Genomic DNA, 24,807 nt, shown 5'->3' with positions numbered 1-24,807 from the left:
TCACTGGTTTCACTCGGTTCCCCTCGCCAGCTGACCGGCGGCCGGGGTCGGCCCGCCGCCCGTGTAGGTGACCCGCCACAGCGCGGACTTGGAGTCGGAGGTGAAGAAGCCGCGCCCGTAGTCGAGGACGTACAGCGAGCCGTCCGGGCCGAACTTCCAGCCCATCAGGTTCTTGATGCCGTCATTGCCGACCGGCACGATCTTCTTCAGGGACTCCGAGTGCACCGGAAGACCGCCGTCTCCTTGCGTCTTCGGGTCCATCAGCACCGCGTTGCGCGGCTGGTCGGCGTCGTAGAAGTCACCGACGAACCACTTGCCGTCCCAGTACGCCGGCCACTTGACCTCACTGGCGCTGTCGGCGTCGTAGCGGTAGACCGGGCCGTTCATCGCGGCCTGCCCGCCGCCCTTCAGCCAGGGCAGCCGGTACGTGGCCTCGTCCTGCTCGTACGACGGGACGCCGTTCTCGTCGCGCGGGTAGTCCGGGCCGCCGCCCTGCGGCGAGTACCAGATGTTGTTGCCGGTCACCGACGGCAGGTTGACCAGGCCGTCGTTGTTCGGCGACTCGTTCTTCGGGGCGTCGCAGTCGTACCAGCCCAGCGGCTTCGACGGGTCGGGCAGGTTGCGGTCCCGGTAGGGCTGCTTGTTGCCCATGCAGTACGGCCAGCCCCGGTTGGACGCCTCGGTGATCACGGCGAACGTGTCGTACTTCGCCGGACCCCAGGTCGGCGACGGGGAACCGGCGTCCGGGCCGACCCAGCCCGCGTACAGGGTGTCGGTCTCCTTGTCGACGGAGATGCGCGCCGGGTTGCGGACGCCCATCACATAGATCTCGCCGCGCGTCTTGCCACCGCCCTCGGCGGTCTCCTTCCCGGTGAACAGGTTGCCCTCGGGCAGCGTGTACGTGCCGTCCGGCTCCGGGTGGATGCGCAGGATCTTGCCGTTGAGGTTGTTGGTGTTGCCGGCGGTGCGGCGCGCGTCCGCGAAGGACACGCCCTTGAAGTTGGGCTCCGGGTTGTTGCCCGAGTAACCGCCGCTGAAGCCACTGGAATTGTTGTCACCGGTGGCGATGTACAGGTTGCCCTTGGAGTCCCAGGCCATCCCGCCGCCCGCGTGGCAGCAGCTGTGGATCTGCACCGGCCACTTCAGCAGCACCTTCTCGCTGGCCATGTCCAGCTTGTCGGTGGCCTGGTCGAGGGTGAAGCGGGAGACCCGCCGCTCGGCCATGTGCGTGTCCCGGTTGATCTCGGAGTGCGGGGTGTAGTGCAGGTACACCCACCCGTTCTCCTCGAACCGCGGGTCCAGCTCGATGCCGAGCAGACCCTCCTCGACCTTGCGCAGCTCGTCGCCGCCGCCCTTGTTGCCGAAGACGGTGAGTGCCCCGGCGAGGGTGACCTTCTTGGTCTTCGGGTCGTAGACGTGGATCTCGCCCGTGCCCTTGCCGATGTCCGGGTCGTTCCAGTCGGTGACGACGGGCCGGGAGGAGTCGGCACCTCCGCGCCCGATGTAGAAGACGCGGCCGTCGGGGGCGGTGACCAGGCCGTGCGGCTCACCGATCTGGTCGTTTTGGCCCGGCTGGTTGGGCTGGGTCAGCCGCTCCGCCTTGTAGTTGCCGGTGATCGTCGCCTTGCAGTCGGCCTGCACCAGGCGGGTGGTCCACAGCAGGGCGCCGCGCAGATGGTCACGGAAGTCGGTCTCGTCGTACGACGACACCGTGCCGCCCATCCCGGTGTAGAAGGACCGGCCGCCGTCGTAGTCACGGCACCAGCTGACCGGGTGGTCCCAGCCGTTGGCGCTCGCGCCGGGCGCGTACGTCGACTCGCGGACCCTGGCGACCGTGTGCACGTCCCCGGACGGGTTCTTCACCCAGTTCAGCCACTTGTCGGGCCGCTTCCACTGCGTGGGCAGGCTCTTGGCCGCCGGATGGTTCCGGTCGCCGACCTCGACGGTCGCCCGCTGCACCTTGTCGGGGCTGGACGCCGCCGGGCGGGCGCCGATCAGACCGGTGAACCAGTCCGAGTACGGCTCCGCGCGGGCCGCGTCGTGCAAGCCGACGAAACCGCCGCCGGCCTCCATGTACGCCTCCAGGCCCGCCTCCTGGTCCGGGTCGAGGACGTCCCCGCCGCCGGTCAGGAACACGACGGCGTTGAACCGGCCCAGCTTCTTGGCGTCGGTGAAGACCGAGGCGTCGTCGGTGGCGGTGACCTTGAACCGCTGGTCCGCCGGGCCGGACAGCCCGATCCTCTCGATCGCCGCGATCCCGGCGTTCACCAGCGGCGACTCGTCACCGGCGGCCGCGGAGCCGTGGAACAGCAGCACGCGTACGTTCGCGCCGCCCGGGGGCGACTTGATGGACATCGTTGTCAGGGACGGATCCGGGGCCGGACGCGCGCTGGCGGCGGGACCCGACAGCAGTCCGGCGGCGACGACTCCGGCGGTCACGGTGGCCGCCCAGACGCGTCGTCTCGTTCTCGTCCTTCGTGCGCTCGTGGCGCTTGACATGCTCAACCCTCGTAAGCGCATGGGTTCTTGATGCGATGTGGACCGCACGTGGCCACCCACCCCTCCTCGGTCGCAGCAACAGCGTCAAGGAAGCTAGACCTCTTTGCGCCAGACGCCAATACCTATCGCAGAGATGGGCCGAACTTTGTCCTGAGTGTGGATAAACGGCGGGGCGGCCGCTACGGTTTCACAGGTTCATGACAGCCACGTGGGGAGTTCGGCATGGACAGACGCGGTTTCAACCGACGGGTACTGCTGGGCGGCGCCGCCGTCGCGACATCGTTGTCCGTCGCGCCCGAGGCCGTGAGTGCGGCCGCGCCGGCGAGAACCGCGCCCGCCGGGGGCGAGGTGCGGCGCGTCAAGATGTACGCCGAGCGGCTGGCCGGCGGACAGATGGGCTACGGCTTCGAGAAGGGCAAGGCGTCCGTCCCCGGCCCGCTGATCGAGCTCAACGAGGGCGACACGCTGCACGTCGAGTTCGAGAACACCATGGATGTGCCCGTCAGCCTGCACGTCCACGGCCTGGACTACGAGATCTCCAGCGACGGCACCCGGCAGAACAAGAGCGACGTCGAACCCGGCGGCACCCGCACCTACACCTGGCGCACCCACAAGCCCGGCCGCCGCTCCGACGGCACCTGGCGGACGGGCAGCGCGGGCTACTGGCACTACCACGACCACGTCGTCGGCACCGTGCACGGCACCGGAGGCATCCGCAACGGCCTGTACGGCCCGGTGATCGTGCGCCGCAAGGGCGACGTCCTGCCCGACGCGACCCACACCATCGTCTTCAACGACATGTCGATCAACAACAAGCCGGCCCACACCGGTCCGAACTTCGAGGCCACGGTGGGCGACCGCGTCGAGATCGTCATGATCACGCACGGCGAGTACTACCACACCTTCCACATGCACGGTCACCGCTGGGCCGACAACCGCACCGGCATGCTCACCGGCCCCGACGACCCCAGCCAGGTCATCGACACCAAGATCTGCGGCCCGGCCGACTCCTTCGGCTTCCAGATCATCGCGGGCGAGGGCGTCGGAGCGGGCGCCTGGATGTACCACTGCCACGTCCAGAGCCACTCCGACATGGGCATGGTCGGCCTGTTCCTGGTGAAGAAGCCGGACGGCACCATCCCGGGATACGACCCGGACGCGCACGAGCACGCTCATGGGGCCGCCGCCGAGGAGGAGCCGACGCACGAGCACTGACGCGCCGGACGTGAGTCCGAGAGCGCTCTCGCCCGTGGCCGGGCCGGGGCTATCCTTTCCCGCAGCCGCAGGTGAGGAGCCCCGAAGTGACCGACACAGCGCCACGCCCCACGCTGGAGGCCGTGGCCGCGCGGGCCGGTGTCTCCCGGGCCACGGTCTCCCGCGTGGTCAACGGCTCCCACGGGGTGCGGGAGCGCCTGGCCGAACGGGTGAGGCGGGCGGTGGAGGAACTCGGGTACGTGCCGAACCAGGCCGCCCGCAGCCTGGTGACGAAGCGGCACGACGCCATCGCCGTCATCGTGGCCGAACCGGAGACCCGGGTCTTCGCCGACCCCTTCTTCGCCCGGCAGTTGCGCGGCATCAGCAAGGAGCTGACGGCCCATGACAACCAGCTCGTCCTGCTGCTCACCGAGGACCGCGACGACCACGTCCGCGTCGGCCGCTACCTCGCCGGCGGGCACGTCGACGGCGCCCTGGTGTTCTCCCTGCACATCGACGACCCGCTGCCCCAGCTGATCCAGCGGGCCGGTCTGCCGACCGTGTACGGCGGCCGGCCCGACTGGAACGGCGGCCAGGGCGGCGTCTCCTACGTCGACAGCGACAACCGGGGCGGCGCCCGCGACGCCGTACGCCATCTGCTCGGCCTCGGCCGCGGTCGTATCGCCCACATCACCGGCGCCCTGGACCAGACCGCGGCGGTGGACCGCCTCGACGGCTTCCGGGACGTCATGGCCGGCGCCGGTCCCCGGCTGGTCGCGGAGGGCGACTTCACCCCGGCCGGGGGCGAGCGGGCGATGCGTCAACTCCTCGACCGCTGCCCGGACCTGGACGCGGTGTTCGCGGCCAACGACCTCATGGCGGCGGGCGCCCTGCGGGTGCTGCGCGAGCACGGGCGGCGGGTGCCGGACGACGTGGCGGTGGTCGGCTTCGACGACATGCTCCCGATCGCGGAACAGACGGACCCCCCTTTGACGACGGTCCGTCAGGACATAGAGGAGATGGGCCGCCTGATGACCCGCCTCCTGCTGCGCGTCCTCGACGGCACCGGCACGCCGTCGGAGGCCGGCTCCGACGGCGTGATCCTCCCGACGACACTGGTCCGCCGCGCGTCCGCGTGACCCGCCGCCCCTTCCCGTCCCCGGGGGCTGCGCCCCCAGACCACCCCCCTGTCGGCCCTTCGGGCCTCGTCCTCGGACTCCCCCGGAGGGGGCACCCCCAGACGGGCTGAAATCAGCCCCTCCGGCGTTTGAGGAGCGGGGGTCCGGGGGCAGCGCCCCCGGGGACGGGAAGGGAAGGGGCGGCGGGGGCGAGCAGAACCCACGCCCGTCCGGGTGTTCCGGCGGTGAGTGCCGACGGGCGGTGGAAGACTCGGCAGAGCAAGCGACGGGACGTCTCACAGGAGGCACCATGCTCACTACCCACTTCGTCGACGGCGCCCCGAACTGGACCGACGTCGGCACCCCCGACACGGAGGGCACCGCCGCCTTCTACGGCGGCCTGTTCGGCTGGGAGTTCCGCTCGGCGGGACCCGACGCCGGCGGCTACGGGTTCTTCGAGCTGGCCGGGCGGATCGTCGCGGGAGGCATGCGGACCACCCCCGAGCAGGGCCCGCCCGCCTGGACCGTCTACTTCCGGACCCCCGACGCGGACGCCACCGCCCAGGCCGCCCTGCACGCCCACGGCAGCGCCCCCGTCCCGCCGGTGGACGTCCTGGAACAGGGCCGCATGGCGATCCTCGCCGACCAGGCCGGCGTCCCCTTCGGCATCTGGGAACCGGCGCTGCGCAAGGGCATCGAGGCGGCCGGCGAGGTCGGCACCCTGTGCTGGGTCGAGCTGCACATCCCGGACATCGCCCGCGCCGCCGCGTTCTACCACTCCGTCCTCGGCTGGGAGACCTCGGCGGTGACCTTCCCCGACGGCGTCTACACCTCCGTCAACCCCGCCGGGACGGGCGAGGAGAGCATGTTCGGCGGACTGGTCCCGCCGGCCGACGACCTCGCCGGGGCGGAGCCCGGCCGGCCCCACTGGCTGCCCTACTTCGGGGTGGACGACACGGACGCCGTCGTCGCCAGGGCCGTCGAGCTGGGCGGCAGGGTACGGCTGCCCGCCACCTCCCTCGCCGGCGTCGGCCGGCTGGCCCGCCTGGAGGACCCGTACGGCGCGCGGTTCGCCGTTCTCAGGGGCGATCCGCGTGAGACCTGACCCACCCGGCGCGCCGCCGTGCGCGCCGGGTGCCCCGGCGTCATCATCATGCGGTCACGGAAGACCCTTCGGCCCTCCGTTGATCCCGCGTTGATCGAACGTTTTTCGCCGCACGGCACGCTTCCGGTCATGCACACCGAAACGATCCCGTCGCCCGACCTCACCTGGCAGGAGCAGGCGCTGTGCGCGCAGACCGGGGGAGACTTCTTCTTCCCGGAGCCGGGCAGTTCGGTCCGCGACGCCAAGCGGATCTGCGGCCTCTGCCCGATCCGCGCGACGTGCCTCGAGTACGCCCTGGCCAACGACATGCGCTTCGGCGTGTGGGGCGGCATGTCCGAGAAGGAGCGCCTGGAACTGCGCCGTACGGGCCGTTAGTCCCGAAGGTTTGGGCCCCAGCCGTCAGCCTCCGGGCCCCCGGGCCCCAACCGTCAGGGGCGTTCCGCGCGGGCCGCCATCCGGGCCTTGCGGGCCGCCAGCTTCTCGTCGAACTTCGACGCCTCCGCGTCCAGGCCGCCCATGAACAGGCCCAGTTCCTCCTGTGCCTTGAGGCCCTCGGGGCCCAGCCCGTCGACCTCCATGATCTTCAGGTAGCGCAGCACCGGCTGGAGCACGTCGTCGTGGTGGATGCGCAGGTTGTAGACCTCGCCGATCGCCATCTGCGCCGCGGCCCGCTCGAAGCCGGGGATGCCGTGGCCGGGCATCCGGAAGTTCACGACGACGTCGCGGACCGCCTGCATCGTCAGGTCGGGCGCCATCTCGAAGGCCGCCTTGAGCAGGTTGCGGTAGAACACCATGTGCAGGTTCTCGTCGGTCGCGATGCGCGCCAGCATGCGGTCGCAGACCGGGTCACCGGACTGGTGGCCGGTGTTGCGGTGCGAGACGCGGGTGGCCAGCTCCTGGAAGGCGACGTAGGCGACCGAGTGGAGCATCGAGTGCCGGTTGTCCGACTCGAAGCCCTCGCTCATGTGGGCCATGCGGAACTGCTCCAGCTTGTCCGGGTCCACCGCCCGCGAGGCGAGCAGGTAGTCCCGCATCACGATGCCGTGCCGGCCCTCCTCGGCCGTCCAGCGGTGCACCCAGGTGCCCCAGGCGCCGTCCCGGCCGAACAGCGTGGCGATCTCGTGGTGGTAGCTGGGGAGGTTGTCCTCGGTCAGCAGGTTCACCACCAGCGCGATCCGGCCGACCTCGGTGACCTTCGACTGCTCCTTGTCCCAGGCCTCGCCGTCCTCGAAGAAGCCGGGGAAGTTGCGGCCGTCGCTCCACGGCACGTACTCGTGCGGCATCCAGTCCTTGGTGACCTTCAGATGCCGGTTGAGCTCCTTCTCGACCACTTCCTCCAGCGCGTACAACAGCCGGGCGTCGGTCCAGACCGAAGGGCTGCCCAGGTGGGGAGAAGTGATCGACACAGGTGACTCCAGGGGACGGTGACATATGAGATACCGGCGAGCGGTGCCGGGAACCTACGGAATCGTAGGCTACGTAGCCGTAGGTTACGTAGCCGTAGGTTAAGGGCACCGTAAAGAACCCTGATCAGCGGGGTCCCCACGGAGCGCCGTACGGCGCGGAGCCGCAGGCCGCCGAGGTACGCGGGCGACGGTGTCACCCGTCAGGCGTACAGCTCCCGCAGCCGCACCGAGAGGCAGGCCACACAGCCCTCGAGCTTCTCGAACTCGCCGATGTCCACCGGGACCGGCTCGTAGCCGAGGTCCGCGAACAGCTCCGCGGTCCTCGGCGCGCTCGCCGCCATCAGCAGCCTGTCCCCGCCGAGCAGCACCACGTGCGCCCCGGACGGCTCCGGCACCGGAAGGAAGCGCGGGAACAGCGACGGCGCGTCCATGTGCGGGACGTACCCGACGACCGTCCCGTCCGGCAGCGCCGTGACCGCCGACTTCAGGTGCAGCACTTTGGCGACCGGCACGGCGACCACCCGCGCCCCCAGCGGTTCGAACGCGGCCCGCACCTGCCGCACCCCGGCCGCGTCGGTCCTCCCCCACTGCCTTAAAGGCGTGGGAGGTACCCCCAGCCGCGGCCCACGTACACCGTGTCGCCGACCTTCAGCACGTCGCCGCCGTCCAGGGTGCCAGGCTCCCAGACCCAGTTCACCGAGCAGCCCAGCGACGCCACGGCCTCCTCGACGCCGGGGGTCTCCGCGCGGCGGGACTCGGCTCCGGAGCGGGCGATCAGCGCCACGTTCCGGTACATCACCACCGTGTCCTCCACGAACACGGAGTCCGGGCAGTCGTCGGCCGGGTCCACCTCGATCGTCTCCCAGCCGTGGGCGCGCAGCGTCTCCGTGTACGCCTCCCACTGCTCCACCGCGCGGTCGACGTCGACGGCGTCCCGCTCGATGTGCGTCACCCGCCCCTCGGTCGGACGGGGAGCCGGGCGGCGGACGAGGGCCTTCTTGCTGGGCACGAGCGCGACTCCGTGGGGGACGGGACAGGTTCCGGCCGCACCGAGGGCGTCCGTGGGCCGGCCCGGTTCCCTCGGATGCCGGCGCAGCCATCATGCGGCGGGAATCCCGGCCGGGCCACCCCGGCGGCCGGGAAACGACCCACCGGGAACCGGCCTCACCGGCCGGCCCGCCGCAGATGCTCCCCCGTGAAGGACCCCTCGGCGACGAGCAACTCGGCCGGTGTGCCCTCGAACACCACCCGGCCGCCGTCCCGTCCGCCGCCCGGGCCGAGGTCGATCACCCAGTCGGCGCGGGCGACGACATCGAGGTTGTGCTCCACGACGACGACGGTGTTGCCCGCGTCCACCAGCCGGTCCAGGAGGCCGACGAGGCCGTCCACGTCCGCCATGTGCAGTCCGGTCGTCGGCTCGTCCAGCACGTACACCACCCCCTCGCGGTGCAGCCGGGTGGCCAGCTTGATCCGCTGCCGTTCACCACCGGAGAGGGTGGACAGCGGCTGGCCCAGCGTGAGGTAGGTGAGGCCGACGTCCCGCAGCGCGCGCAGCCGGCGCCGTACGCCGGTGTCGTGGAAGAAGCCGAGCGCCTGCTCGGCCGTCATCGCCAGCACATCGGCGACGGAGCGGCCGTCGACGGTCAGCCGCAGCACCTCGTCCTTGAACCGCCGCCCCTCGCAGGTGGGGCACGTCGTCGTCACCGGATCCATGAAGGCCAGGTCGGTGTACATGATCCCGCGGCCCCCGCAGGTCCCGCAGGCGCCGTCGGAGTTGAAGCTGAACAGCCCGGGTGCGGCGCCGGTCTCCCGCGCGAAGATCTTCCGCACCGGATCCATGATCCCCAGATACGTCGCGGGGGTGGACCGCGCGGAGATGCCGATCGAGGACTGGTCGACCACCACGGCGTCGTGGGCGTCGGTGAACTCGGCGACCAGCGTGCTCTTGCCCGAACCCGCCACCCCGGTCACCGCGGTGAGCACACCGACCGGGAACCGCACGGTGACCTCGCGCAGATTGTGCCGGTCGGCCCCCTTCACCCACAGCTCGCCCGTCGGCCTGCGCACCGCCTCCTTGACCGCGGTACGCCGTCCCAGGTACCGCCCCGTCAGGGTGCCCGAGGCGGCCAGCTCCCGCGGCGTGCCCTCGAACACCACCCTGCCGCCCTCGGAACCCGCCCCCGGCCCCATGTCGACGACGTGGTCGGCCAGGGTGATGACGTCCGGGTCGTGCTCCACGACCAGCACGGTGTTGCCCTTGTCGCGCAGCCGGAGCAGCAGTTCCCCGAGCCGGTGGACGTCGCGCGGGTGCAGTCCGACGCTGGGCTCGTCGAAGATGTACGTCATCCCGGTCAGGCTGGACCCGAGGTGCCGGACCGTCTTCAGCCGCTGCCCCTCGCCGCCGGAGAGGGTGGACGTCTCCCGGTCGAGGCTCAGGTAGCCGAGGCCGATCGTCTCGATCCGCTCCAGCGCGGCGACGGCGGCCCCGGCGATCGGCCCGGCCACCGGGTCGTCGATCCCGCGCAGCACCGCGATGAGATCGGTGACCTGCATCGCGGCGCAGTCGGCGATGGACCGGCCGTCGATCCTCGACGCCAGCGCCGCCTCGTTCAGTCTGGCCCCCCGGCAGGCGGGGCAGACGCCCTCGGCCAGGAACTCCCGCACCATGTCCTGGGTCTTCTGGCTCATCCCCGCCAGGTCCCGCTTCAGATAGAGCCGTTCGAAGCGGTCGGCGAGCCCTTCGTACTCGGTGGTCCACGCGCCGCCCGTGCTGTTCACGGTGACCTTGCTGCCCGGGCGCCCCCGCATCAGGAACTCCCGTTCGGCGGCGGTGAACTCCCGCACCGGCTTGTCCGGGTCCAGGTCGTCGCTGTTGGTGTACGTCTGCCCCTGCCAGGTCCCCGCGGCGAACGGCGGGAAGCGGACCGCGCCCTCGGCGAGGGAGCGGTCCGCGTCCAGGACGCGGTCCCAGTCGGGGCGTACGGTCCGGCCCAGGCCGTCGCACTCGGGGCACATGCCCGACGGGTCGTTGAACGAGTACGCCGTCGCCGGACCGGCGCTCGGTGTGCCGTGCCGGGAGAACAGCACCCGCAGCACCGAGTAGACGTCCGTCATCGTGCCCACCGTGGACCGGGAGTGGCCGCCGACGGGCCGCTGGTCGACGACGATCGCGGGCGTCAGGTCCTCCATGGCCTCCGCGTGCGGCCGTTCGTACTTCGGCAGCCGGTTGCGGACGAACCAGGTGAACGTCTCGTTCAGTTGCCGCTGCGACTCGACCGCGATCGTGTCGAAGACGACCGACGACTTCCCCGACCCCGAGACGCCGGTGAACACGGTCAGCCGGCCCTTCGGGATGCGGAGCGTGACGTCCTTGAGGTTGTTCTCCCCGGCTCCGGTGAGGGTGATGTACTCGCTGGAGTGGCTCATACCGCCGACGCTAGGCGGGATACCCGACAGCTTCTGTCGTGATTTCCTTCAGCTCCCCCTCCTCCATCAGCAGCCACCGGGTGATGCCGATCGACTCCAGGAACGGCAGATCGTGACTGGCCACGATCAGCGTTCCCTCGTACGACTCCAGTGCCGTGGTGAGCTGCCGGACGCTCGCCATGTCGAGGTTGTTGGTCGGCTCGTCCAGCATCAGCAGCTGCGGCGCGGGCTCCGCCAGCATCAGCGCGGCCAGCGCCGCCCGGAAACGCTCGCCGCCGGAGAGCGTCTTTGCCCTCTGGTCGGCGCGGGCGCCCCGGAACAGGAACCGGGCGAGCCGGGCCCGGACCCGGTTGTTGGTGGCGCCCGGGGCGAACCGGGCCACGTTCTCGGCGACGGTCAGCTCCGGGTCGAGGACGTCGAGGCGCTGCGGCAGGAACCGCAGGGGCACATGGGTCCTCACCTCGCCGGAGACCGGCTCCAGCTCACCGGCGATCGTGCGCAGCAGCGTCGTCTTGCCCGCGCCGTTGCGCCCGATCAGCGCCACCCGCTCCGGCCCGCGCAGATCGAAGCCGCCCTCCACCCGGGCGCCGTACGCCAGTTCCAGGTCCATGAGCGTGAGGACGCCCCGGCCCGGTGGCACGGCCGTGTACGGCAGGTCGACGCGGATCTCGTCGTCGTCCCGTACGGCCTCCACCGCGTCGTCGAGCCGTTCCCTGGCCTCGGCGAGCCGCCCCTCGTGCAGGATGCGGTGCTTGCCCGCGGACTCCTGCGCCGCGCGCTTGCGCGCCCCCATGACGATCTTCGGCTCACGCTTGCTGTCCCACATCTTCTGCCCGTACCGCTTGCGGCGGGCCAGTTTGACCTGGGCGTCGACCAGTTCGCGCTTCTGCTTGCGGAGGTCCGCCTCGGCGACGCGCACCATCCGCTCGGCGGCCTCCTGCTCGACGGCCAGGGCCTCCTCGTACGCCGAGAAGTTGCCGCCGTACCAGGTCACCTCACCCGAGCGCAGATCCGCGATCTGGTCGACGAGGTCCAGCAGTTCACGGTCGTGGCTGACCACGACCATGACGCCCGGCCAGTTCTCCACGGCCGCGTACAGCCGTCTGCGGGCGTACAGGTCGAGGTTGTTGGTGGGCTCGTCGAGCAGCAGCACGTCCGGGCGCCGCAGCAGTAGCGCCGCCAGCCGCAGCAGCACCGACTCGCCGCCCGACACCTCGCCGACGGTGCGGTCGAGCCCGATGTGACCGAGGCCGAGTTCGCCGAGCGTGGCCAGGGCGCGCTCCTCGACGTCCCAGTCGTCGCCGACGGTCTCGAAGTGCTCCTCGGCCACGTCGCCCGCCTCGATGGCGTGCAGCGCGGTCCGCCGGGCGGCGATGCCGAGGGCCTCGTCGACCCTCAGCGCGGTGTCGAGCGTCACGTTCTGCGGCAGGTAACCCACTTCGCCGGCGACGCGGACGGCGCCGTCGGCCGGGGTGAGCTCGCCGGCGATCAGCTTCAGCAGGGTCGACTTGCCCGACCCGTTGACGCCGACGAGCCCGGTGCGGCCGGGGCCGAAGGCGACGTCGAGGTCCTCGAAGACGGCGGTGCCGTCGGGCCAGGTGAAGGCGAGGGACGTACAGGTGAGGGATGGTGACATGCGGGCCTCCGCGGTTGCTCGGGGCGATCAGGGGCAAACGCGTATCGAGACACCGCGGGACGAGGACCGGCAGCCGGGAGGGAAGGTCTGGGCATGAGAAGAGCCCTGTTCCGCAAGGACCGCAAGGACGGCTCGAACGCCGAGGTCGCACGCGACGTACACACACATGTGGTGTGACGCGGTGTCTCAGAACCTCAGACGAGCAACGTCCTTCTCCATTCGACGGCAACAGGACCGCTGTACACCGTAGGAGTGCCCGGAACGGCTGTCAACGGCTTTTCGGAGCACGACGTCACCGCCCCCGAGGAGGCCCCGTGCCCAACGGCCCGCTCTCGCTGCCGGCCCGCCTGTCCCTGCTGGTCTGGGACGCCGACCCGTCCCGGCAGGCCCCCGTGGTGCGGGCCGGAGCCCTCGCCGAGCTGGCCCGGCGGGGCCTGCTGATCGACGACGACGGAATCGCCGCACCCCGTGACCTCGACTCCCGGACCGGTGACCCGGTGCTGGACGGCCTTCTGGAACTGGTCAGTGAGTCCTTCCCGCACCGCTGGCGGGTCTGGGTGACGCTGCGCGCGCGGTACACCCTGGACGCGGTCCGGGAGCAACTGGTGGCCCAGGGGGTGCTGCGCGCCGAGAAGCACCGGGTCCTCGGGGTGTTCCCGTCGGTGGAGCACGTCCTGGCCGACGCGGGCCGGGTACGGGCCCTGCGGCGGCAGGCGCGGCAGCTCCTCGACGGACCGGCACCGTCCGAGGACGTCCCCGAGCAGACGGCGACGGCCCTCGTCCTCGCACGGGCGTCGGGCCTGCTGCCGGACCCGGAGGGCTCCTCCCACGGCCGGCGCGCCGAGGCACTGGCGCACCGCGCCGCGGCGACGCCCGCCCTCGGTGCCGTCCTGCGCGAGCTGTGCGCGGGACTGGCCGGCACCGCGCCGCTGCCCACGCTCGCGCGGGGGCGGTGACCCGGGGCCCGCGGGCCACGGGAGAGCACGGCGGACGCTCCGCCGGTCGGGCGACGCCCGCGTCCGCGCCTACGCTTTTGCCTTCACCTTCGCCGGACCCCGCGCTCCGGGACCGCGCGATGCCGGGGGAGCGGACGCGGCGGCCCGGAGCGTGTCACCGCCGGCCCGGCCCGAGTACCGACGCGGCGGAATCCTCGCCCCCCGGGGCCGTCGGCCCGGAGACTGTGGAGAAAGCCGCCGACGGAGCCGGTGCGCCGGGCGCCGCCCGCGCGTACGGCACGCTCGGCACCCCGACGGGCGGCGGGCGTCGGCCCGGCCCCTCACACGTCGCGCATCAGCTCCGCGAGATCGTGGTCCAGGTCGAGCCGGAGGTGCTCCAGACCGGTCGGCACCAGCTCGCCGGTGGCTTCCAGGAACCGGCGCAGCTCGCCCGAGCGGACATGCACGACGGCGGTCCCCTCGGGGGCGTGGAACTCCAGCACGGTGCGGTCGTAGCCGTACGGCCGGACCCGTACGTCGCCGTCGCCCTCGGGCTCCTGCATCCCCGCGGCGAGCAGATCGCGGGCGAAGGTCCAGCAGACCTCGACGCCCTCCAGGGTGGCGGGCGCGGGGAAGGTCATGTGGACGGCGAACGGGTCGTCGCGGTCGTAGTGCAGGGTGGCGGGAATGCTCGGCATCCGCGGCGCGGCGGCGACGAGACGGGCCTCGACGGTCTGCTCGATGACGGTGGACAACGCCTTGCTCCCTCGTGACGGCTGGACAGGCTTCCGGGGCGGATCGGGACGGCTACTGGATGAGACGACGGAATCGGCCAATCCGTGCACACGAGAAGCGAGTGACCTCTGTCACCGCCTTCATGCACCCGAGTGACACGGCTCTCCCGGACGTCCTCCGGGACACTCCCGCCGCCTGGAGCACCGACGCGCGGCATGCCCTGATCGCCGCCGACGTGGGTACCCGTACGCCGTACCCGAGAGGAAGTGAGCGGACATGCCACGCGGTTCCAGCCCCAAACGGGAACGTCAGTACGAGCACATCAAGGACAGTGCCGAGGACCGGGGCGAGAGCACCGGGCGCGCCAAGGAGATCGCCGCCCGGACGGTGAACAAGGAGCGCGCCCGGTCCGGTGAGTCGAAGACGGCCGGCCGTACCTCCACGCAGGACATGTCGTCCGGCAAGCGGGGCGGCCAGCGGTCCGGCAAGGGCTCCCAGGGGCCCACCCGCGACCAGTTGTACGAGGAGGCCAGGAAGAAGGGCGTGGAAGGCCGTTCGAGCATGAACAAGAGTCAGCTCCAGCGGGCGCTCGGCAAGTGAGCCGCCTCCGCGCGGAGGGGGAGCACCCTCCGCGCGGAGCACGCGCGCCCCGTAGGCTCAGGGGCACCATGACGACCGTACGCACACCGGCCGACTGGCCCGTGACCGAGGAAGAGGCCCGCGCGGTCCAGGACGCCCTCCGCGCGCGGGTGGTGCTCGACGAACCGGGCCCGCCGCCCGGGACGGGCCACGTCACCGGGGTCGACGTGGCGTACGACGACGAGCGGGACGTCGTCGCCGCCGCGGCCGTCGTCCTGGACGCCGCGACCCTCGACGTCGTCGCCGAGTCCACGGCCGTCGGCCGGATCTCCTTCCCGTACGTCCCCGGCCTGCTCGCCTTCCGCGAGATCCCCACCGTGCTGGCCGCCCTCGAAGCCCTGCCGTGCCCGCCCGGCCTCGTGGTCTGCGACGGCTACGGCCTCGCCCACCCCCGCCGCTTCGGCCTCGCCAGCCACCTCGGCGTCCTCACCGGCCTGCCGACGATCGGCGTCGCCAAGAACCCCTTCACCTTCACCCACGCGGAACCGGACACCCCGCGCGGCAGCACCTCACCGCTGCTCGCCGGCCACGAAGAGGTCGGCCGCGCCCTGCGCACCAGGGACGCCGTCAAGCCGGTCTTCGTCTCGGTCGGCCACCGCGTGAGCCTGGACAACGCCTGCGCCCACACCCTCGCCCTGGCCCCCGCCTACCGCCTGCCGGAAACCACCCGCAGAGCCGACGCCCTGTGCCGCCGGGCCCTCGCCGGGGCCGCCCCCGCTCAGGACACGTCCTCGACCTTCCACCGCCCCACCTCGCGGTACTCCGAGTCGTAGACCGCCGCCCCGTCCCCGGCCTCCATCGCGTAGTGCCGCAGATTCCCGCCCCAGTACCGCAGGATCCGTCCCAGCTCGCCCGCCGGGTCCTTCGTCAGCGCGTCGCCGTCCATGGCCACTTCGAGGAGAAATCGCATGCCTTCAAGTGTTTCATTGAACCGTGCTGTGAAGGCCGGGCGTTCGTCCGGCCGCGACATCCTCGTGTTCCGCGGGGTGCGGGGCGCGGAAGTCTCAAACGGGCGGTTCACCCGCGCGGCGTTCGCCCGTCGTTCTGAGTACCGCTCCTGAGTACCTGTACGGATGCCGGCGCCCGACCGTCCCGGCAGGCTGGCACGCATGACAACGCACCGCGCACCCAAGCCCGTTGCCGCCGGCGGACGGCCCGTCGAGCGGGCCGTCACCGTCGGGCTCGCCCTTGCCGTGCTCGCCGGGCTGGGCTGGATCGCCGGGATGATCTACACGCTGGTCCGGTGGCCGCTCTAGCCGGCCTCCGGCTCCTCAGCGTGTCGCGGCGACGCGGAAGCGGATGCCCGCCGCGCGGAGGCGGCCGATCAGCGCGTCGCCCATCGCCACCGCCGTCGTGACCTGGCCGGCCGTCGGCGGGAGGTCGTCGAAGGCCAGGCAGAGCGCCCCCTCGGCCAGCATCTTCGCCGTCTCGTCGTAGCCGGGGTCGCCGCCCGCGACCTCCGTGTACACCCGGCGCCCGCCGCCCTCGCCGACGAAGCGGACGGTGAACCAGCTCCGGGCGCGCTTCTCGGGGCCCGGCCCGTCGCCGGGCCCGAGCCGGTCGGAGAGCCGGCGCCGCAGCGCCGGGAACTGGGCCGCCGTCACCAGCGCGCCCACGGCGGCCACCCCGCCCACCGCGACCGGGAGCCGCCGCACGGCCGCGTAGTGCCGGTAGCGGAAGTCGGGGCCGTACCGGTCGAGCGCCTTGGCCGAACGGCGCACGATCTGCCCGTCGACGGTCGGCAGGGGCAGGGCCCAGGCGCCGACCTCCGGCGCGTAGCGCGGCGCGCCCAGGGGCGCCGAGGCCCGGCGGTCCATCAGCCGCGGCTCGTGGTGCCTGCGGTCGCGGGCCGCCGCGCGGAGCCGGCGGTGCCGGGCGAACTGGTTCAGCGCCGAGGTGAAGGTCCCGCCCGAGAAGGCCGCGTCCACGGTGACGAAACCGTCCACGGTCAGCGGCACCCCCTCCGGAAGCTGCCGCACGGTGAAGTACGCGCCCAGGTCGTGCGGCACCGAGTCGAAACCGCAGGCGTGCACCAGCCGCGCCCCGGTCTCCCGCGCGCGTGCGTCATGGCGGACGTACACGAGGTCCACGAACTCCGGTTCACCCGTGAGGTCGACGTAGTCCGCCCCCGTGTCCGCACAGGCGGCGACGAGTTCCTCGCCGTACTCCACATAGGGGCCCACGGTCGTGGCGACCACGCGCGCCTGTTCGGCGAGGGCGCGCAGGGAGGCCGGGTCGGACGCGTCGGCCCGCAGCAGTCCGGCCTCCGCGCCGCCGGGCAGCCGCTCCCGCAGCCGCTCGAGCTTCTCCGTGCTGCGTCCGGCGATCGCCCAGCGCAGTCCGGCCGGGGCATGGGCGGCGAGGTATTCCGCGGTCAGTGTCCCGACGAAGCCGGTCGCTCCGAAGAGCACGATGTCGTAGGGACGGTCCGTCCTGTTCAGCCTGCTCATGACACCCCTTGGTCGTGCAGCCGCGCCGCTGTCGGTGGCCGAGGCTAGCGTGAGGGGTGCGGAGCTGTGACGACGAGCCCGGAGGAAAGCGATGGCCGTGCCCCCGAACGTCCTGAAGAAGTGGGAAAAAGCGCGCGACCGCGCCCTGGGGCTGCCGGGGGCCGCCGAGGAACACCCCTGGGGCGGGATCGTCGCCCAGGCCGGCAGGAAGGTGTCCGTCTTCCTCGGTGCCGGCGACGGCGGCCACCCCTGGGGGTGACGGTGAGGCTCAAGGGCGGGACGGCGCACGCCCACGCGCCCGCCTGCCCCGGCGCCGAGCCCGCCGGGTACGGACCGGGGAGGACCCGGCTGGGTGGGCGTCCTCCTGGAGCCCGAGGGCGCGCCGGCGGCCGGCTGCTGTGCGACCGGGTGGAGAGGAGAGCTGCCGCACCACCGCCCCTGAGCGGCCGGCGGCGGAGCCCGACGCACGTCGAAGCGGTGCGTGACCGGGCGCGACCGGACACCGCCCCGTAAAGTGGCTAAGCGCTTGCTCGCCCGGTCTTGTGCCGAGTGGAACGTGTTCTTAACATCGCTGGTGTTACATCATGTGTGTCACAGCCGTTGGGGGCTCGATGACGGAGGCGAAGACGCCGGGACAGGGTCCGCTCACCGGCGTGCGCGTGGTCGAACTGGCCGGCATCGGGCCGGGCCCGTTCGCCGCCATGCTCCTGGCCGACCTGGGCGCCGATGTCGTGCGCGTGGACCGCCCGGGCGGCCCCGGGCTGGGGATCGACCCGGCCCGGGACGTCACCAACCGCAACAAGCGTTCCGTGATCGTCGACCTGAAGGACCCCGACGGCCCCGCCCGCGTCCTGGACCTCGCCGAACGCGCCGACGTCCTCATCGAGGGCTACCGCCCCGGCGTGGCCGAACGCCTCGGCGTCGGCCCCGGGGACTGCCACGCCCGCAACCCGCGCCTGGTCTACGGCCGGATGACCGGCTGGGGCCAGCAGGGCCCGCTCGCCGACCGCGCGGGACACGACATCGCATACATCGCCCTCACCGGCACCCTCGGCATGATCGGCGACCCGGACAGGCCCCCGGCCGTCCCCGCCAACCTGCTCGGCGACTACGCGGGCGGCTCCCTCTACCTCGTCGTCGGCGTCCTCGCCGCCCTGCACCACGCGCGGGCGACCGGCACCGGGCAGGTCGTCGACGCCGCGATCGTGGACGGGACCGCGCACCTCTCCACGATGATCCACGGCATGCTCGCCGCGGGGGTCTGGCAGGACCGGCGCGGCACCAACCTCCTCGACGGGGGATGCCCCTACTACGGCACCTACGAGACCGCCGACGGCGGGCACATGGCGGTCGGTGCGCTGGAACCGCGGTTCCGCACCGAGTTCCTGCGCCTGCTCGGCGTCGAGGACCAGGACGCGGCCCACACGGACGTCTCCCGCCGGCCCGCGCTGCGCGAACGGGTCGCCGCCCGCTTCAAGGAACGCACCCGCGACGCGTGGACGGCCGTCTTCGAGGGCACCGACGCGTGCGTGGCGCCCGTGCTCTCCCTCCGCGAGGCCCCGCACCACCCGCATCTCGCCGCCCGCGGCACCTTCACCGACCACGGCGGCATCACCCAGCCCGCACCCGCCCCGCGCTTCTCCGCGACCCCCGCCGGCATCCGCACCGGACCCGCCCTGCCGGGCGCCGGCACCGACGACGTGGCCCGCGACTGGGACCTGCCCGGGCCGGCGGCAACGGCTCCCGCACCCACGTCCAAGCCCTCCCACCCTCAGTGAAAGGCCTCCTCGTGAGCACCGAAGCGTACGTGTACGACGCGATCCGCACCCCGCGCGGGCGCGGCAAGGCGAACGGCGCCCTGCACGGGACCAAGCCCATCGACCTGGTCGTGGGCCTCATCCACGAGATCCGGGACCGCTTCCCGGACCTGGACCCGGCCGCCGTGGACGACATCGTGCTCGGCGTGGTCGGCCCGGTCGGCGACCAGGGTTCCGACATCGCCCGCATCGCCGCGATCGCGGCCGGACTGCCGGACACGGTCGCGGGCGTCCAGGAGAACCGCTTCTGTGCCTCGGGTCTGGAAGCGGTCAACCTGGCCGCCGCCAAGGTGCGCTCCGGCTGGGAGGACCTCGTCCTCGCGGGCGGCGTCGAGTCCATGTCCCGCGTCCCCATGGCCTCCGACGGCGGCGCCTGGTTCAACGACCCGATGACCAACTTCGCCGTCGACTTCGTCCCGCAGGGCATCGGCGCCGACCTGATCGCCACCGTCGAGGGCTTCTCCCGGCGCGACGTCGACGAGTACGCCGCCCTCTCGCAGGAACGCGCGGCCACCGCCTGGAAGGAGAACCGCTTCGAGCGGTCCGTCGTCCCGGTGAAGGACCGCAGCGGCCTCACCGTCCTCGACCACGACGAGCACCTGCGCCCCGGCACCACCGCCGACTCGCTGGCCAAGCTGAAGCCGTCCTTCGCGGACATCGGCGAGCTGGGAGGTTTCGACGCCGTGGCGCTGCAGAAGTACCACTGGGTGGAGAAGATCGACCACGTCCACCACGCGGGCAACTCCTCCGGCATCGTGGACGGCGCCGCCCTCGTCGCCATCGGCTCCAAGGCGGTCGGCGACCGCTACGGACTCACCCCGCGCGCCCGGATCGTCTCCGCCGCCGTCTCCGGCTCCGAGCCCACCATCATGCTCACCGGCCCCGCCCCCGCCACCCGCAAGGCCCTCGCCAAGGCCGGCCTGACCATCGACGACATCGACCTGGTCGAGATCAACGAGGCGTTCGCGGCGGTCGTCCTGCGCTTCGCGCGGGACATGGGCCTGTCGCTGGACAAGGTCAACGTCAACGGCGGCGCCATCGCCCTGGGCCACCCCCTCGGCGCCACCGGCGCGATGATCCTCGGCACCCTCGTCGACGAGCTCGAGCGCCAGGACAAGCGCTACGGCCTCGCCACCCTGTGCGTGGGCGGCGGCATGGGCATCGCCACCGTCGTCGAACGCCTCTGACACCCCAGCGGCCCGCCACCTCACTCACGGAGACCTCCTCATGACCGAGAGCACCACCATCCGCTGGGAACAGGACCGCACCGGCGTCGTCACCCTCGTCATCGACGACCCGAACCAGTCCGCGAACACCATGAACCAGGCGTTCCGCGACTCCCTCGCCGTGATCACCGACCGCCTGGAGGCCGAGAAGGACTCCCTCCGCGGCGTCATCATCACCTCTGCCAAGAAGACCTTCTTCGCCGGCGGCGACCTGCGCGACCTCATCCGGGTCACCCCCGAGACGGCGCAGGACCTCTTCGACGGCGGCATGGCCATCAAGCGGCACCTGCGCCGCATCGAGACCCTCGGCAAGCCCGTCGTCGCGGCGGTCAACGGCGCCGCCCTCGGCGGCGGCTACGAACTCGCCCTCGCCTGCCACCACCGGATCGCCCTCGACGCCCCCGGCTCCAAGATCGGCTGCCCCGAGGTCACCCTCGGCCTGCTCCCCGGGGGCGGCGGCGTCGTCCGCACCGTGCGCATGCTCGGCATCACCGACGCGCTGCTGAAGGTGCTCCTCCAGGGCACCCAGTACAGCCCGCGCCGCGCCCTGGAGAACGGCCTGGTCGACGAGATCGCCGACACGCGCGAGGACATGCTCGCCCGGGCCCGCGCCTACATCGACGCCCACCCCGAGTCCGCCCAGCCCTGGGACAAGCCCGGCTACCGCATCCCCGGCGGCACTCCCGCCCACCCGAAGTTCGCCGCCAACCTGCCCGCCTTCCCGGCCAACCTGCGCAAGCAGACGGGCGGCGCCCCCTACCCGGCCCCGCGCGCCATCATGGCCGCCGCCGTCGAGGGCTCCCAGGTCGACTTCGAGACCGCCCAGGTCATCGAGGCCCGCTACTTCGTCGAGCTGGCCGCCGGACAGACCTCGAAGAACATGATCCAGGCGTTCTTCTTCGACCTCCAGGCCGTCAACTCCGGCGCCAACCGGCCGAAGGGCGTCGAACCGCGCAAGGTGACCAAGGTGGCCGTCCTCGGCGCCGGGATGATGGGCGCGGGCATCGCCTACTCGTGCGCCCGCGCGGGCATCGAGGTCGTCCTGAAGGATGTCTCCCTGGAGGCCGCCGTCAAGGGCAAGGGCCACTCCGGGAAGCTGTGCGCCAAGGCCGTCGCCAAGGGCCGTACCAGCCAGGAGAAGGCCGACGCGCTGCTCGCGCGGATCACGCCCACCGCCGAGGCCGCCGACCTCGCCGGCTGCGACGCGGTCATCGAGGCCGTCTTCGAGGACACCGCCCTCAAGCACAAGGTGTTCCAGGAGATCCAGGACGTCGTCGCCCCCGACGCGCTGCTGTGCTCCAACACCTCCACCCTGCCCATCACCGCCCTCGCCGAGGGCGTCGAGCGCCAGGCCGACTTCATCGGGCTGCACTTCTTCTCACCCGTCGACAAGATGCCGCTGGTCGAGATCATCAAGGGCGAGCGCACCGGCGACGAGGCGCTGGCCCGCGCCTTCGACCTGGTCCGCCAGATCAACAAGACCCCGATCGTCGTCAACGACTCGCGCGGCTTCTTCACCTCGCGCGTCATCGGGCACTTCATCAACGAGGGCGTCGCCATGGTCGGCGAGGGCATCGAGCCCGCGTCGGTCGAACAGGCCGCCGCCCAGGCGGGCTACCCGGCCAAGGTGCTCTCCCTGGTGGACGAGCTGACCCTCACCCTCCCGCGCAAGATCCGGAAAGAGACGAAGCGGGCCGTCGAGGAGGCCGGCGGCACCTGGACCGCGCACCCCGCCGAGGCCGTCATCGACCGCATGGTCGACGAGTTCGAGCGCCCCGGCCGCAGCGGCGGCGCCGGCTTCTACGAGTACGGCGAGGACGGCAAGCGCGGCAGCCTGTGGCCCGGACTGCGCGAGCACTTCACCGTGCCGGGCCACCGGATCCCCTTCCGGGACATGCAGGAGCGCATGCTGTTCGCCGAGGCGCTGGACACCGTCCGGCTCCTCGAGGAGGGCGTGCTCACCTCCGTCGCGGACGCCAACATCGGCTCCGTCCTCGGCATCGGCTTCCCCGGCTGGACCGGCGGCGTCCTCCAGTACATCAACGGCTACGAGGGCGGCCTGCCCGGATTCACGGCCCGCGCGCGTGAGCTCGCCGAGCGCTACGGCGAGCGCTTCACCCCGCCGGCGCTGCTGGTGGCGAAGGCGGAGCGGGGGGAGGTCTTCACGGACGCCCGCTGACCCGCCGCAAGGGGTGACGGGCCCGTCCCGTCACCCCTCTTCGTCGAGCCACTCCCGCAGCTCCTCCCGCAGCGACCGCTGGAACGTGGTCAGCAGCGCCTGCACCACCAGCGGACGCATCCGGGCGGACAGGGACCGCACGTCCCGCGCGTCCCGCTCCGCGACCGCGTCGCGCAGCAGCCGCGACAGCTCGCGGGCGGCCGCGCGGGAGTGCTCGGTGAGCGCGGTGCGCGCGGCGAGGACCGTCTCGTGGGACAGCGGTACGTCCAGCAGCTCCACCCCGAGCCGCAGCAGCCCGGGGTCGACCCGCAGCACCTCGCCGTCCCGCTCGACGACGCCCATCGCCGCCAGCCGACCGAGCTCCTCCTCGTCCAGCGCCCGCCCCGCCCGGCGCTCCAGCTCCCCGCGCGGCACCGTCTCCACCGCCTCGGGCGCCCAGGAGGCCACCACCGCCCGCTGGACCGCCAGGTCCCGGGCGCTCAGATCCGGCGGCAACTGCCCCAGGTACCGCTCGATCGCCGCCAGCGTCATGCCCAGGTGCTGCAACTCCTCGATGAGCTCCAGCCGGGCCAGGTGCTCCCGCCCGTAGTGACCGACCCGCCGGGGACCGATCACCGGCGGCGGCAGCAGCCCCTTGGTGCCGTAGAAGCGGACCGTGCGCACGGTGACACCGGCCCGCGCCGCCAGTTCGTCGATCGTGAGCGGCTGCTCGGTCTCGGTCGTCATGCGCAGCAGTATCGCTGTCCCACCACCGCTGTGACACCTCGGCCGTCACCCCGTGCGGGCGTGTGAGATGTTCCGCGGTGTGACGTGCGCCATCGCATGAGGCACCGCACTTCGGGAAAGGTGCCCCCTCGGTCTGTGCCTTGATCCGAGCGCGCCGGCCGAGGCAATCCGGACACCCGGGCGCGACCCGCCCGAGCGCACCAGAGAGTGGAACCACTTCGTGAGCAAGGACGCCGTCACCACGGCAACGGCCGCAGAGCGCACCGCCGCGGCCCCGACGCCCGCGGACGCGGGCGACGCCGGTTACAGCAAGGACCTCAAGGCCCGCCACGTCAACATGATCGCCATCGGCGGCGCGATCGGCACCGGGCTCTTCCTGGGCGCCGGAGGACGCCTGCACGACGCGGGCCCGGCGCTCGCGATCGCCTACCTGGTCTGCGGCGTCTTCGCCTTCTTCGTCGTCCGCGCCCTGGGCGAGCTGGTCCTGTACCGGCCGTCGTCCGGATCCTTCGTGTCGTACGCGCGCGAGTTCCTCGGCGAGAAGGGCGCGTACGTCGCCGGCTGGATGTACTTCCTGAACTGGTCGACCACCGGCATCGCCGACATCACCGCGATCGCCCTCTACACGCACTACTGGAGCGCGTTCACCGACATCCCGCAGTGGGTGCTCGCGCTGATCGCCCTCGCCGTGGTCCTCGCGGTGAACCTGATCTCGGTGAAGATCTTCGGCGAGATGGAGTTCTGGTTCGCGATCGTCAAGGTCGCCACCCTCGTCGCCTTCATGTTCGTCGGCGTCTTCCTGCTCGCCACCCAACACGAGGTGGGCGGCGGCACCCCCGGACTGAGCATGATCACCGACAACGGCGGCATCCTTCCGCACGGCGTGCTGCCCGTCGTCCTCGTCATGCAGGGCGTGATCTTCGCGTACGCGGCGCTGGAACTGGTCGGCGTCGCCGCGGGCGAGACCGCCGAACCGGAGAAGGTCGTCCCCCGCGCGGTGAACTCCATCATGTGGCGCGTCGGCCTCTTCTACGTCGGCTCCGTCGTCCTGCTCGCCCTCCTGCTCCCCGGCTCGATGTACTCGGCCGGCGAGAGCCCCTTCGTCACGGTCCTGTCGAAGATCGGCGTCCCGGCCGCCGGCGACGTGATGAACCTCGTCGTCCTCACGGCCGCGATGTCGTCCCTGAACTCCGGCCTGTACTCCACCGGCCGCATCCTGCGCTCCATGGCCATGGCGGGCTCCGCCCCGAAGTTCACCGCCCGCATGAACCGCAGCCAGGTGCCCTACGGCGGCATCCTGCTGACCTGCGGCGTGTGCGTCCTCGGCGTCGGCCTGAACTTCCTCATGCCGGCCCAGGCCTTCGAGATCGTGCTGAACGTCGCCTCCCTCGGCATCATCAGCACCTGGGTGATCATCATGATCTGCCACCTGGTCTTCGTCCGCCGCGCCCGCGCCGGGCTTCTCGCCCGCCCGTCCTTCCGGCTCCCCGGCAGCCCGGTCACCGAGATCGCGACCATCGCCTTCCTGGTCTCCGTCCTCGGCCTGATGTGGAACGACCCGGAGGTCGGCCGCAAGACCCTGCTGCTCGTACCCGTGATCGCCGCGATGCTGGTCGGCGGCTGGTACGGCGTCCGCCGCCGGGTGGCGCGGAACACCGGCCAGGAGCTCTCGCGGCCGGTGAAGTAGCACGTCGGAGCCACTGTCAGTGGCAACGC

General features: G+C 72.0%; 21 protein-coding genes and 1 pseudogene. 13 read left to right on the top strand and 9 right to left on the bottom strand.

Features of this window, described 5'->3' with window-relative positions; all coding sequences use genetic code 11:
- Window positions 1–9: 9 nt before the first annotated feature.
- Entirely contained in the window at window positions 10–2,499 is a 2,490-nt protein-coding gene (locus tag ACF1DX_RS33430) for a ThuA domain-containing protein (RefSeq protein ID WP_391794914.1), read from the bottom strand.
- 222 nt (window positions 2,500–2,721) lie between these two features.
- Here ACF1DX_RS33430 and ACF1DX_RS33425 point away from each other — a divergent pair, with 222 nt between their 5' ends.
- The 4 genes from ACF1DX_RS33425 (at window position 2,722) to ACF1DX_RS33410 (ending at window position 6,291) form a co-directional block, all read left to right on the top strand.
- On the top strand, window positions 2,722–3,714 hold the full coding sequence (locus ACF1DX_RS33425) for a multicopper oxidase domain-containing protein (protein ID WP_391794913.1): 993 nt from the start codon (window positions 2,722–2,724) through the stop codon (window positions 3,712–3,714).
- 86 nt (window positions 3,715–3,800) lie between these two features.
- Window positions 3,801–4,832: a LacI family DNA-binding transcriptional regulator gene (locus ACF1DX_RS33420; protein WP_391794912.1), complete on the top strand. Its 1,032-nt coding sequence runs from the start codon at window positions 3,801–3,803 to the stop codon at window positions 4,830–4,832.
- 289 nt (window positions 4,833–5,121) lie between these two features.
- Complete coding sequence (locus tag ACF1DX_RS33415; RefSeq protein WP_391794911.1) at window positions 5,122–5,916, top strand: VOC family protein; 795 nt, start codon at window positions 5,122–5,124, stop codon at window positions 5,914–5,916.
- A 129-nt stretch (window positions 5,917–6,045) separates the two neighbouring features.
- A complete protein-coding gene (locus ACF1DX_RS33410) occupies window positions 6,046–6,291 on the top strand; it encodes a WhiB family transcriptional regulator (RefSeq protein WP_391794910.1) in 246 nt (81 codons plus the stop codon).
- Window positions 6,292–6,344: 53 nt separating this feature from the next.
- On the opposite strand, the gene ACF1DX_RS33405 is transcribed toward ACF1DX_RS33410, so the two are convergent.
- The 4 genes and pseudogenes from ACF1DX_RS33405 to ACF1DX_RS33390 all read right to left on the bottom strand — a co-directional run bounded on the left by ACF1DX_RS33405 (window position 6,345) and on the right by ACF1DX_RS33390 (window position 12,384).
- Window positions 6,345–7,322, bottom strand: a complete 978-nt coding sequence (locus ACF1DX_RS33405) for an acyl-ACP desaturase (RefSeq protein ID WP_391794909.1) — start codon at window positions 7,320–7,322, stop codon at window positions 6,345–6,347.
- Between the two features lie 200 nt (window positions 7,323–7,522).
- Window positions 7,523–8,331: pseudogene (gene ddaH / locus ACF1DX_RS33400) on the bottom strand (dimethylargininase).
- Window positions 8,332–8,486: 155 nt separating this feature from the next.
- Window positions 8,487–10,748: an ATP-binding cassette domain-containing protein gene (locus ACF1DX_RS33395; protein WP_391794908.1), complete on the bottom strand. Its 2,262-nt coding sequence runs from the start codon at window positions 10,746–10,748 to the stop codon at window positions 8,487–8,489.
- Window positions 10,749–10,758: 10 nt separating this feature from the next.
- On the bottom strand, window positions 10,759–12,384 hold the full coding sequence (locus tag ACF1DX_RS33390; protein ID WP_391794907.1) for an ABC-F family ATP-binding cassette domain-containing protein: 1,626 nt from the start codon (window positions 12,382–12,384) through the stop codon (window positions 10,759–10,761).
- Between the two features lie 314 nt (window positions 12,385–12,698).
- Between ACF1DX_RS33390 and ACF1DX_RS33385 the strand changes: the two genes are divergently transcribed.
- Window positions 12,699–13,340, top strand: a complete 642-nt coding sequence (locus tag ACF1DX_RS33385; protein ID WP_391794906.1) for a GPP34 family phosphoprotein — start codon at window positions 12,699–12,701, stop codon at window positions 13,338–13,340.
- A 320-nt stretch (window positions 13,341–13,660) separates the two neighbouring features.
- Here ACF1DX_RS33385 and ACF1DX_RS33380 read toward each other — a convergent pair whose 3' ends face one another.
- Window positions 13,661–14,074 carry an SsgA family sporulation/cell division regulator gene (locus ACF1DX_RS33380; RefSeq protein WP_391794905.1) on the bottom strand — a complete coding sequence of 138 codons (414 nt, stop codon included), beginning with the start codon at window positions 14,072–14,074 and terminating at the stop codon, window positions 13,661–13,663.
- A 256-nt stretch (window positions 14,075–14,330) separates the two neighbouring features.
- Between ACF1DX_RS33380 and ACF1DX_RS33375 the strand changes: the two genes are divergently transcribed.
- Together ACF1DX_RS33375 and ACF1DX_RS33370 are read left to right on the top strand one after the other, a co-directional pair.
- Complete coding sequence (locus ACF1DX_RS33375; RefSeq protein ID WP_030855865.1) at window positions 14,331–14,654, top strand: hypothetical protein; 324 nt, start codon at window positions 14,331–14,333, stop codon at window positions 14,652–14,654.
- 68 nt (window positions 14,655–14,722) lie between these two features.
- Window positions 14,723–15,466, top strand: coding sequence for an endonuclease V (locus ACF1DX_RS33370; RefSeq protein ID WP_391794904.1), 744 nt, complete (start codon window positions 14,723–14,725; stop codon window positions 15,464–15,466).
- Here the strand turns inward: ACF1DX_RS33370 and ACF1DX_RS33365 are convergent.
- Window positions 15,412–15,603 (bottom strand): hypothetical protein, encoded by a 192-nt coding sequence (locus ACF1DX_RS33365; RefSeq protein ID WP_391794903.1) that lies wholly within the window; start codon window positions 15,601–15,603, stop codon window positions 15,412–15,414. The two genes, ACF1DX_RS33370 and ACF1DX_RS33365, sit on opposite strands and share 55 nt — an antisense overlap.
- 199 nt (window positions 15,604–15,802) lie before the next feature.
- On the opposite strand from ACF1DX_RS33365, the gene mmpA reads away from it, so the two are divergent.
- Window positions 15,803–15,949, top strand: coding sequence for a morphogenic membrane protein MmpA (mmpA, locus tag ACF1DX_RS33360; RefSeq protein WP_199822024.1), 147 nt, complete (start codon window positions 15,803–15,805; stop codon window positions 15,947–15,949).
- Between the two features lie 15 nt (window positions 15,950–15,964).
- On the opposite strand, the gene ACF1DX_RS33355 is transcribed toward mmpA, so the two are convergent.
- Window positions 15,965–17,143 carry a saccharopine dehydrogenase family protein gene (locus ACF1DX_RS33355; protein WP_391794902.1) on the bottom strand — a complete coding sequence of 393 codons (1,179 nt, stop codon included), beginning with the start codon at window positions 17,141–17,143 and terminating at the stop codon, window positions 15,965–15,967.
- 91 nt (window positions 17,144–17,234) lie between these two features.
- On the opposite strand from ACF1DX_RS33355, the gene ACF1DX_RS33350 reads away from it, so the two are divergent.
- The 4 genes from ACF1DX_RS33350 to ACF1DX_RS33335 all read left to right on the top strand — a co-directional run bounded on the left by ACF1DX_RS33350 (window position 17,235) and on the right by ACF1DX_RS33335 (window position 22,365).
- Window positions 17,235–17,402, top strand: coding sequence for a hypothetical protein (locus ACF1DX_RS33350; protein ID WP_391794901.1), 168 nt, complete (start codon window positions 17,235–17,237; stop codon window positions 17,400–17,402).
- Between the two features lie 352 nt (window positions 17,403–17,754).
- The gene (locus tag ACF1DX_RS33345) at window positions 17,755–18,921 is read left to right on the top strand and encodes a CaiB/BaiF CoA transferase family protein (RefSeq protein ID WP_391794900.1); all 1,167 of its coding nucleotides are present in this window, start codon (window positions 17,755–17,757) and stop codon (window positions 18,919–18,921) included.
- Window positions 18,922–18,932: 11 nt separating this feature from the next.
- Window positions 18,933–20,147, top strand: coding sequence for an acetyl-CoA C-acetyltransferase (locus ACF1DX_RS33340; protein ID WP_391794899.1), 1,215 nt, complete (start codon window positions 18,933–18,935; stop codon window positions 20,145–20,147).
- A gap of 40 nt (window positions 20,148–20,187) precedes the next feature.
- Window positions 20,188–22,365, top strand: coding sequence for a 3-hydroxyacyl-CoA dehydrogenase NAD-binding domain-containing protein (locus tag ACF1DX_RS33335; RefSeq protein ID WP_391794898.1), 2,178 nt, complete (start codon window positions 20,188–20,190; stop codon window positions 22,363–22,365).
- 30 nt (window positions 22,366–22,395) lie between these two features.
- On the opposite strand, the gene ACF1DX_RS33330 is transcribed toward ACF1DX_RS33335, so the two are convergent.
- Entirely contained in the window at window positions 22,396–23,091 is a 696-nt protein-coding gene (locus ACF1DX_RS33330) for a MerR family transcriptional regulator (protein WP_391794897.1), read from the bottom strand.
- A gap of 220 nt (window positions 23,092–23,311) precedes the next feature.
- On the opposite strand from ACF1DX_RS33330, the gene ACF1DX_RS33325 reads away from it, so the two are divergent.
- Window positions 23,312–24,778, top strand: coding sequence for an amino acid permease (locus tag ACF1DX_RS33325; protein WP_391794896.1), 1,467 nt, complete (start codon window positions 23,312–23,314; stop codon window positions 24,776–24,778).
- The last annotated feature ends 29 nt before the right edge of the window (window positions 24,779–24,807 follow it).

Origin of the sequence: Streptomyces sp. NPDC014676, from assembly GCF_043084105.1 — a bacterium.
In the GTDB taxonomy this organism is placed as follows: domain Bacteria; phylum Actinomycetota; class Actinomycetes; order Streptomycetales; family Streptomycetaceae; genus Streptomyces.
This window is presented reverse-complemented; position numbering and strand designations above follow the sequence as displayed.

Excerpts from the sequence above, each read along its gene's own strand:
- ACF1DX_RS33430 (WP_391794914.1), bottom strand. The coding sequence starts at position 2,499 with ATGTCAAGCGCCACGAGCGCACGAAGGACGAGAACGAGACGACGCGTC.
- ACF1DX_RS33425 (WP_391794913.1), top strand. The coding sequence starts at position 2,722 with ATGGACAGACGCGGTTTCAACCGACGGGTACTGCTGGGCGGCGCCGCC.
- ACF1DX_RS33415 (WP_391794911.1), top strand. The coding sequence starts at position 5,122 with ATGCTCACTACCCACTTCGTCGACGGCGCCCCGAACTGGACCGACGTC.
- ACF1DX_RS33410 (WP_391794910.1), top strand. The coding sequence starts at position 6,046 with ATGCACACCGAAACGATCCCGTCGCCCGACCTCACCTGGCAGGAGCAG.
- ACF1DX_RS33395 (WP_391794908.1), bottom strand. The coding sequence starts at position 10,748 with ATGAGCCACTCCAGCGAGTACATCACCCTCACCGGAGCCGGGGAGAAC.
- ACF1DX_RS33390 (WP_391794907.1), bottom strand. The coding sequence starts at position 12,384 with ATGTCACCATCCCTCACCTGTACGTCCCTCGCCTTCACCTGGCCCGAC.
- ACF1DX_RS33375 (WP_030855865.1), top strand. The coding sequence starts at position 14,331 with ATGCCACGCGGTTCCAGCCCCAAACGGGAACGTCAGTACGAGCACATC.
- ACF1DX_RS33370 (WP_391794904.1), top strand. The coding sequence starts at position 14,723 with ATGACGACCGTACGCACACCGGCCGACTGGCCCGTGACCGAGGAAGAG.
- ACF1DX_RS33365 (WP_391794903.1), bottom strand. The coding sequence starts at position 15,603 with ATGCGATTTCTCCTCGAAGTGGCCATGGACGGCGACGCGCTGACGAAG.
- mmpA (WP_199822024.1), top strand. The coding sequence starts at position 15,803 with ATGACAACGCACCGCGCACCCAAGCCCGTTGCCGCCGGCGGACGGCCC.
- ACF1DX_RS33355 (WP_391794902.1), bottom strand. The coding sequence starts at position 17,143 with ATGAGCAGGCTGAACAGGACGGACCGTCCCTACGACATCGTGCTCTTC.
- ACF1DX_RS33350 (WP_391794901.1), top strand. The coding sequence starts at position 17,235 with ATGGCCGTGCCCCCGAACGTCCTGAAGAAGTGGGAAAAAGCGCGCGAC.
- ACF1DX_RS33345 (WP_391794900.1), top strand. The coding sequence starts at position 17,755 with ATGACGGAGGCGAAGACGCCGGGACAGGGTCCGCTCACCGGCGTGCGC.
- ACF1DX_RS33335 (WP_391794898.1), top strand. The coding sequence starts at position 20,188 with ATGACCGAGAGCACCACCATCCGCTGGGAACAGGACCGCACCGGCGTC.
- ACF1DX_RS33330 (WP_391794897.1), bottom strand. The coding sequence starts at position 23,091 with ATGACGACCGAGACCGAGCAGCCGCTCACGATCGACGAACTGGCGGCG.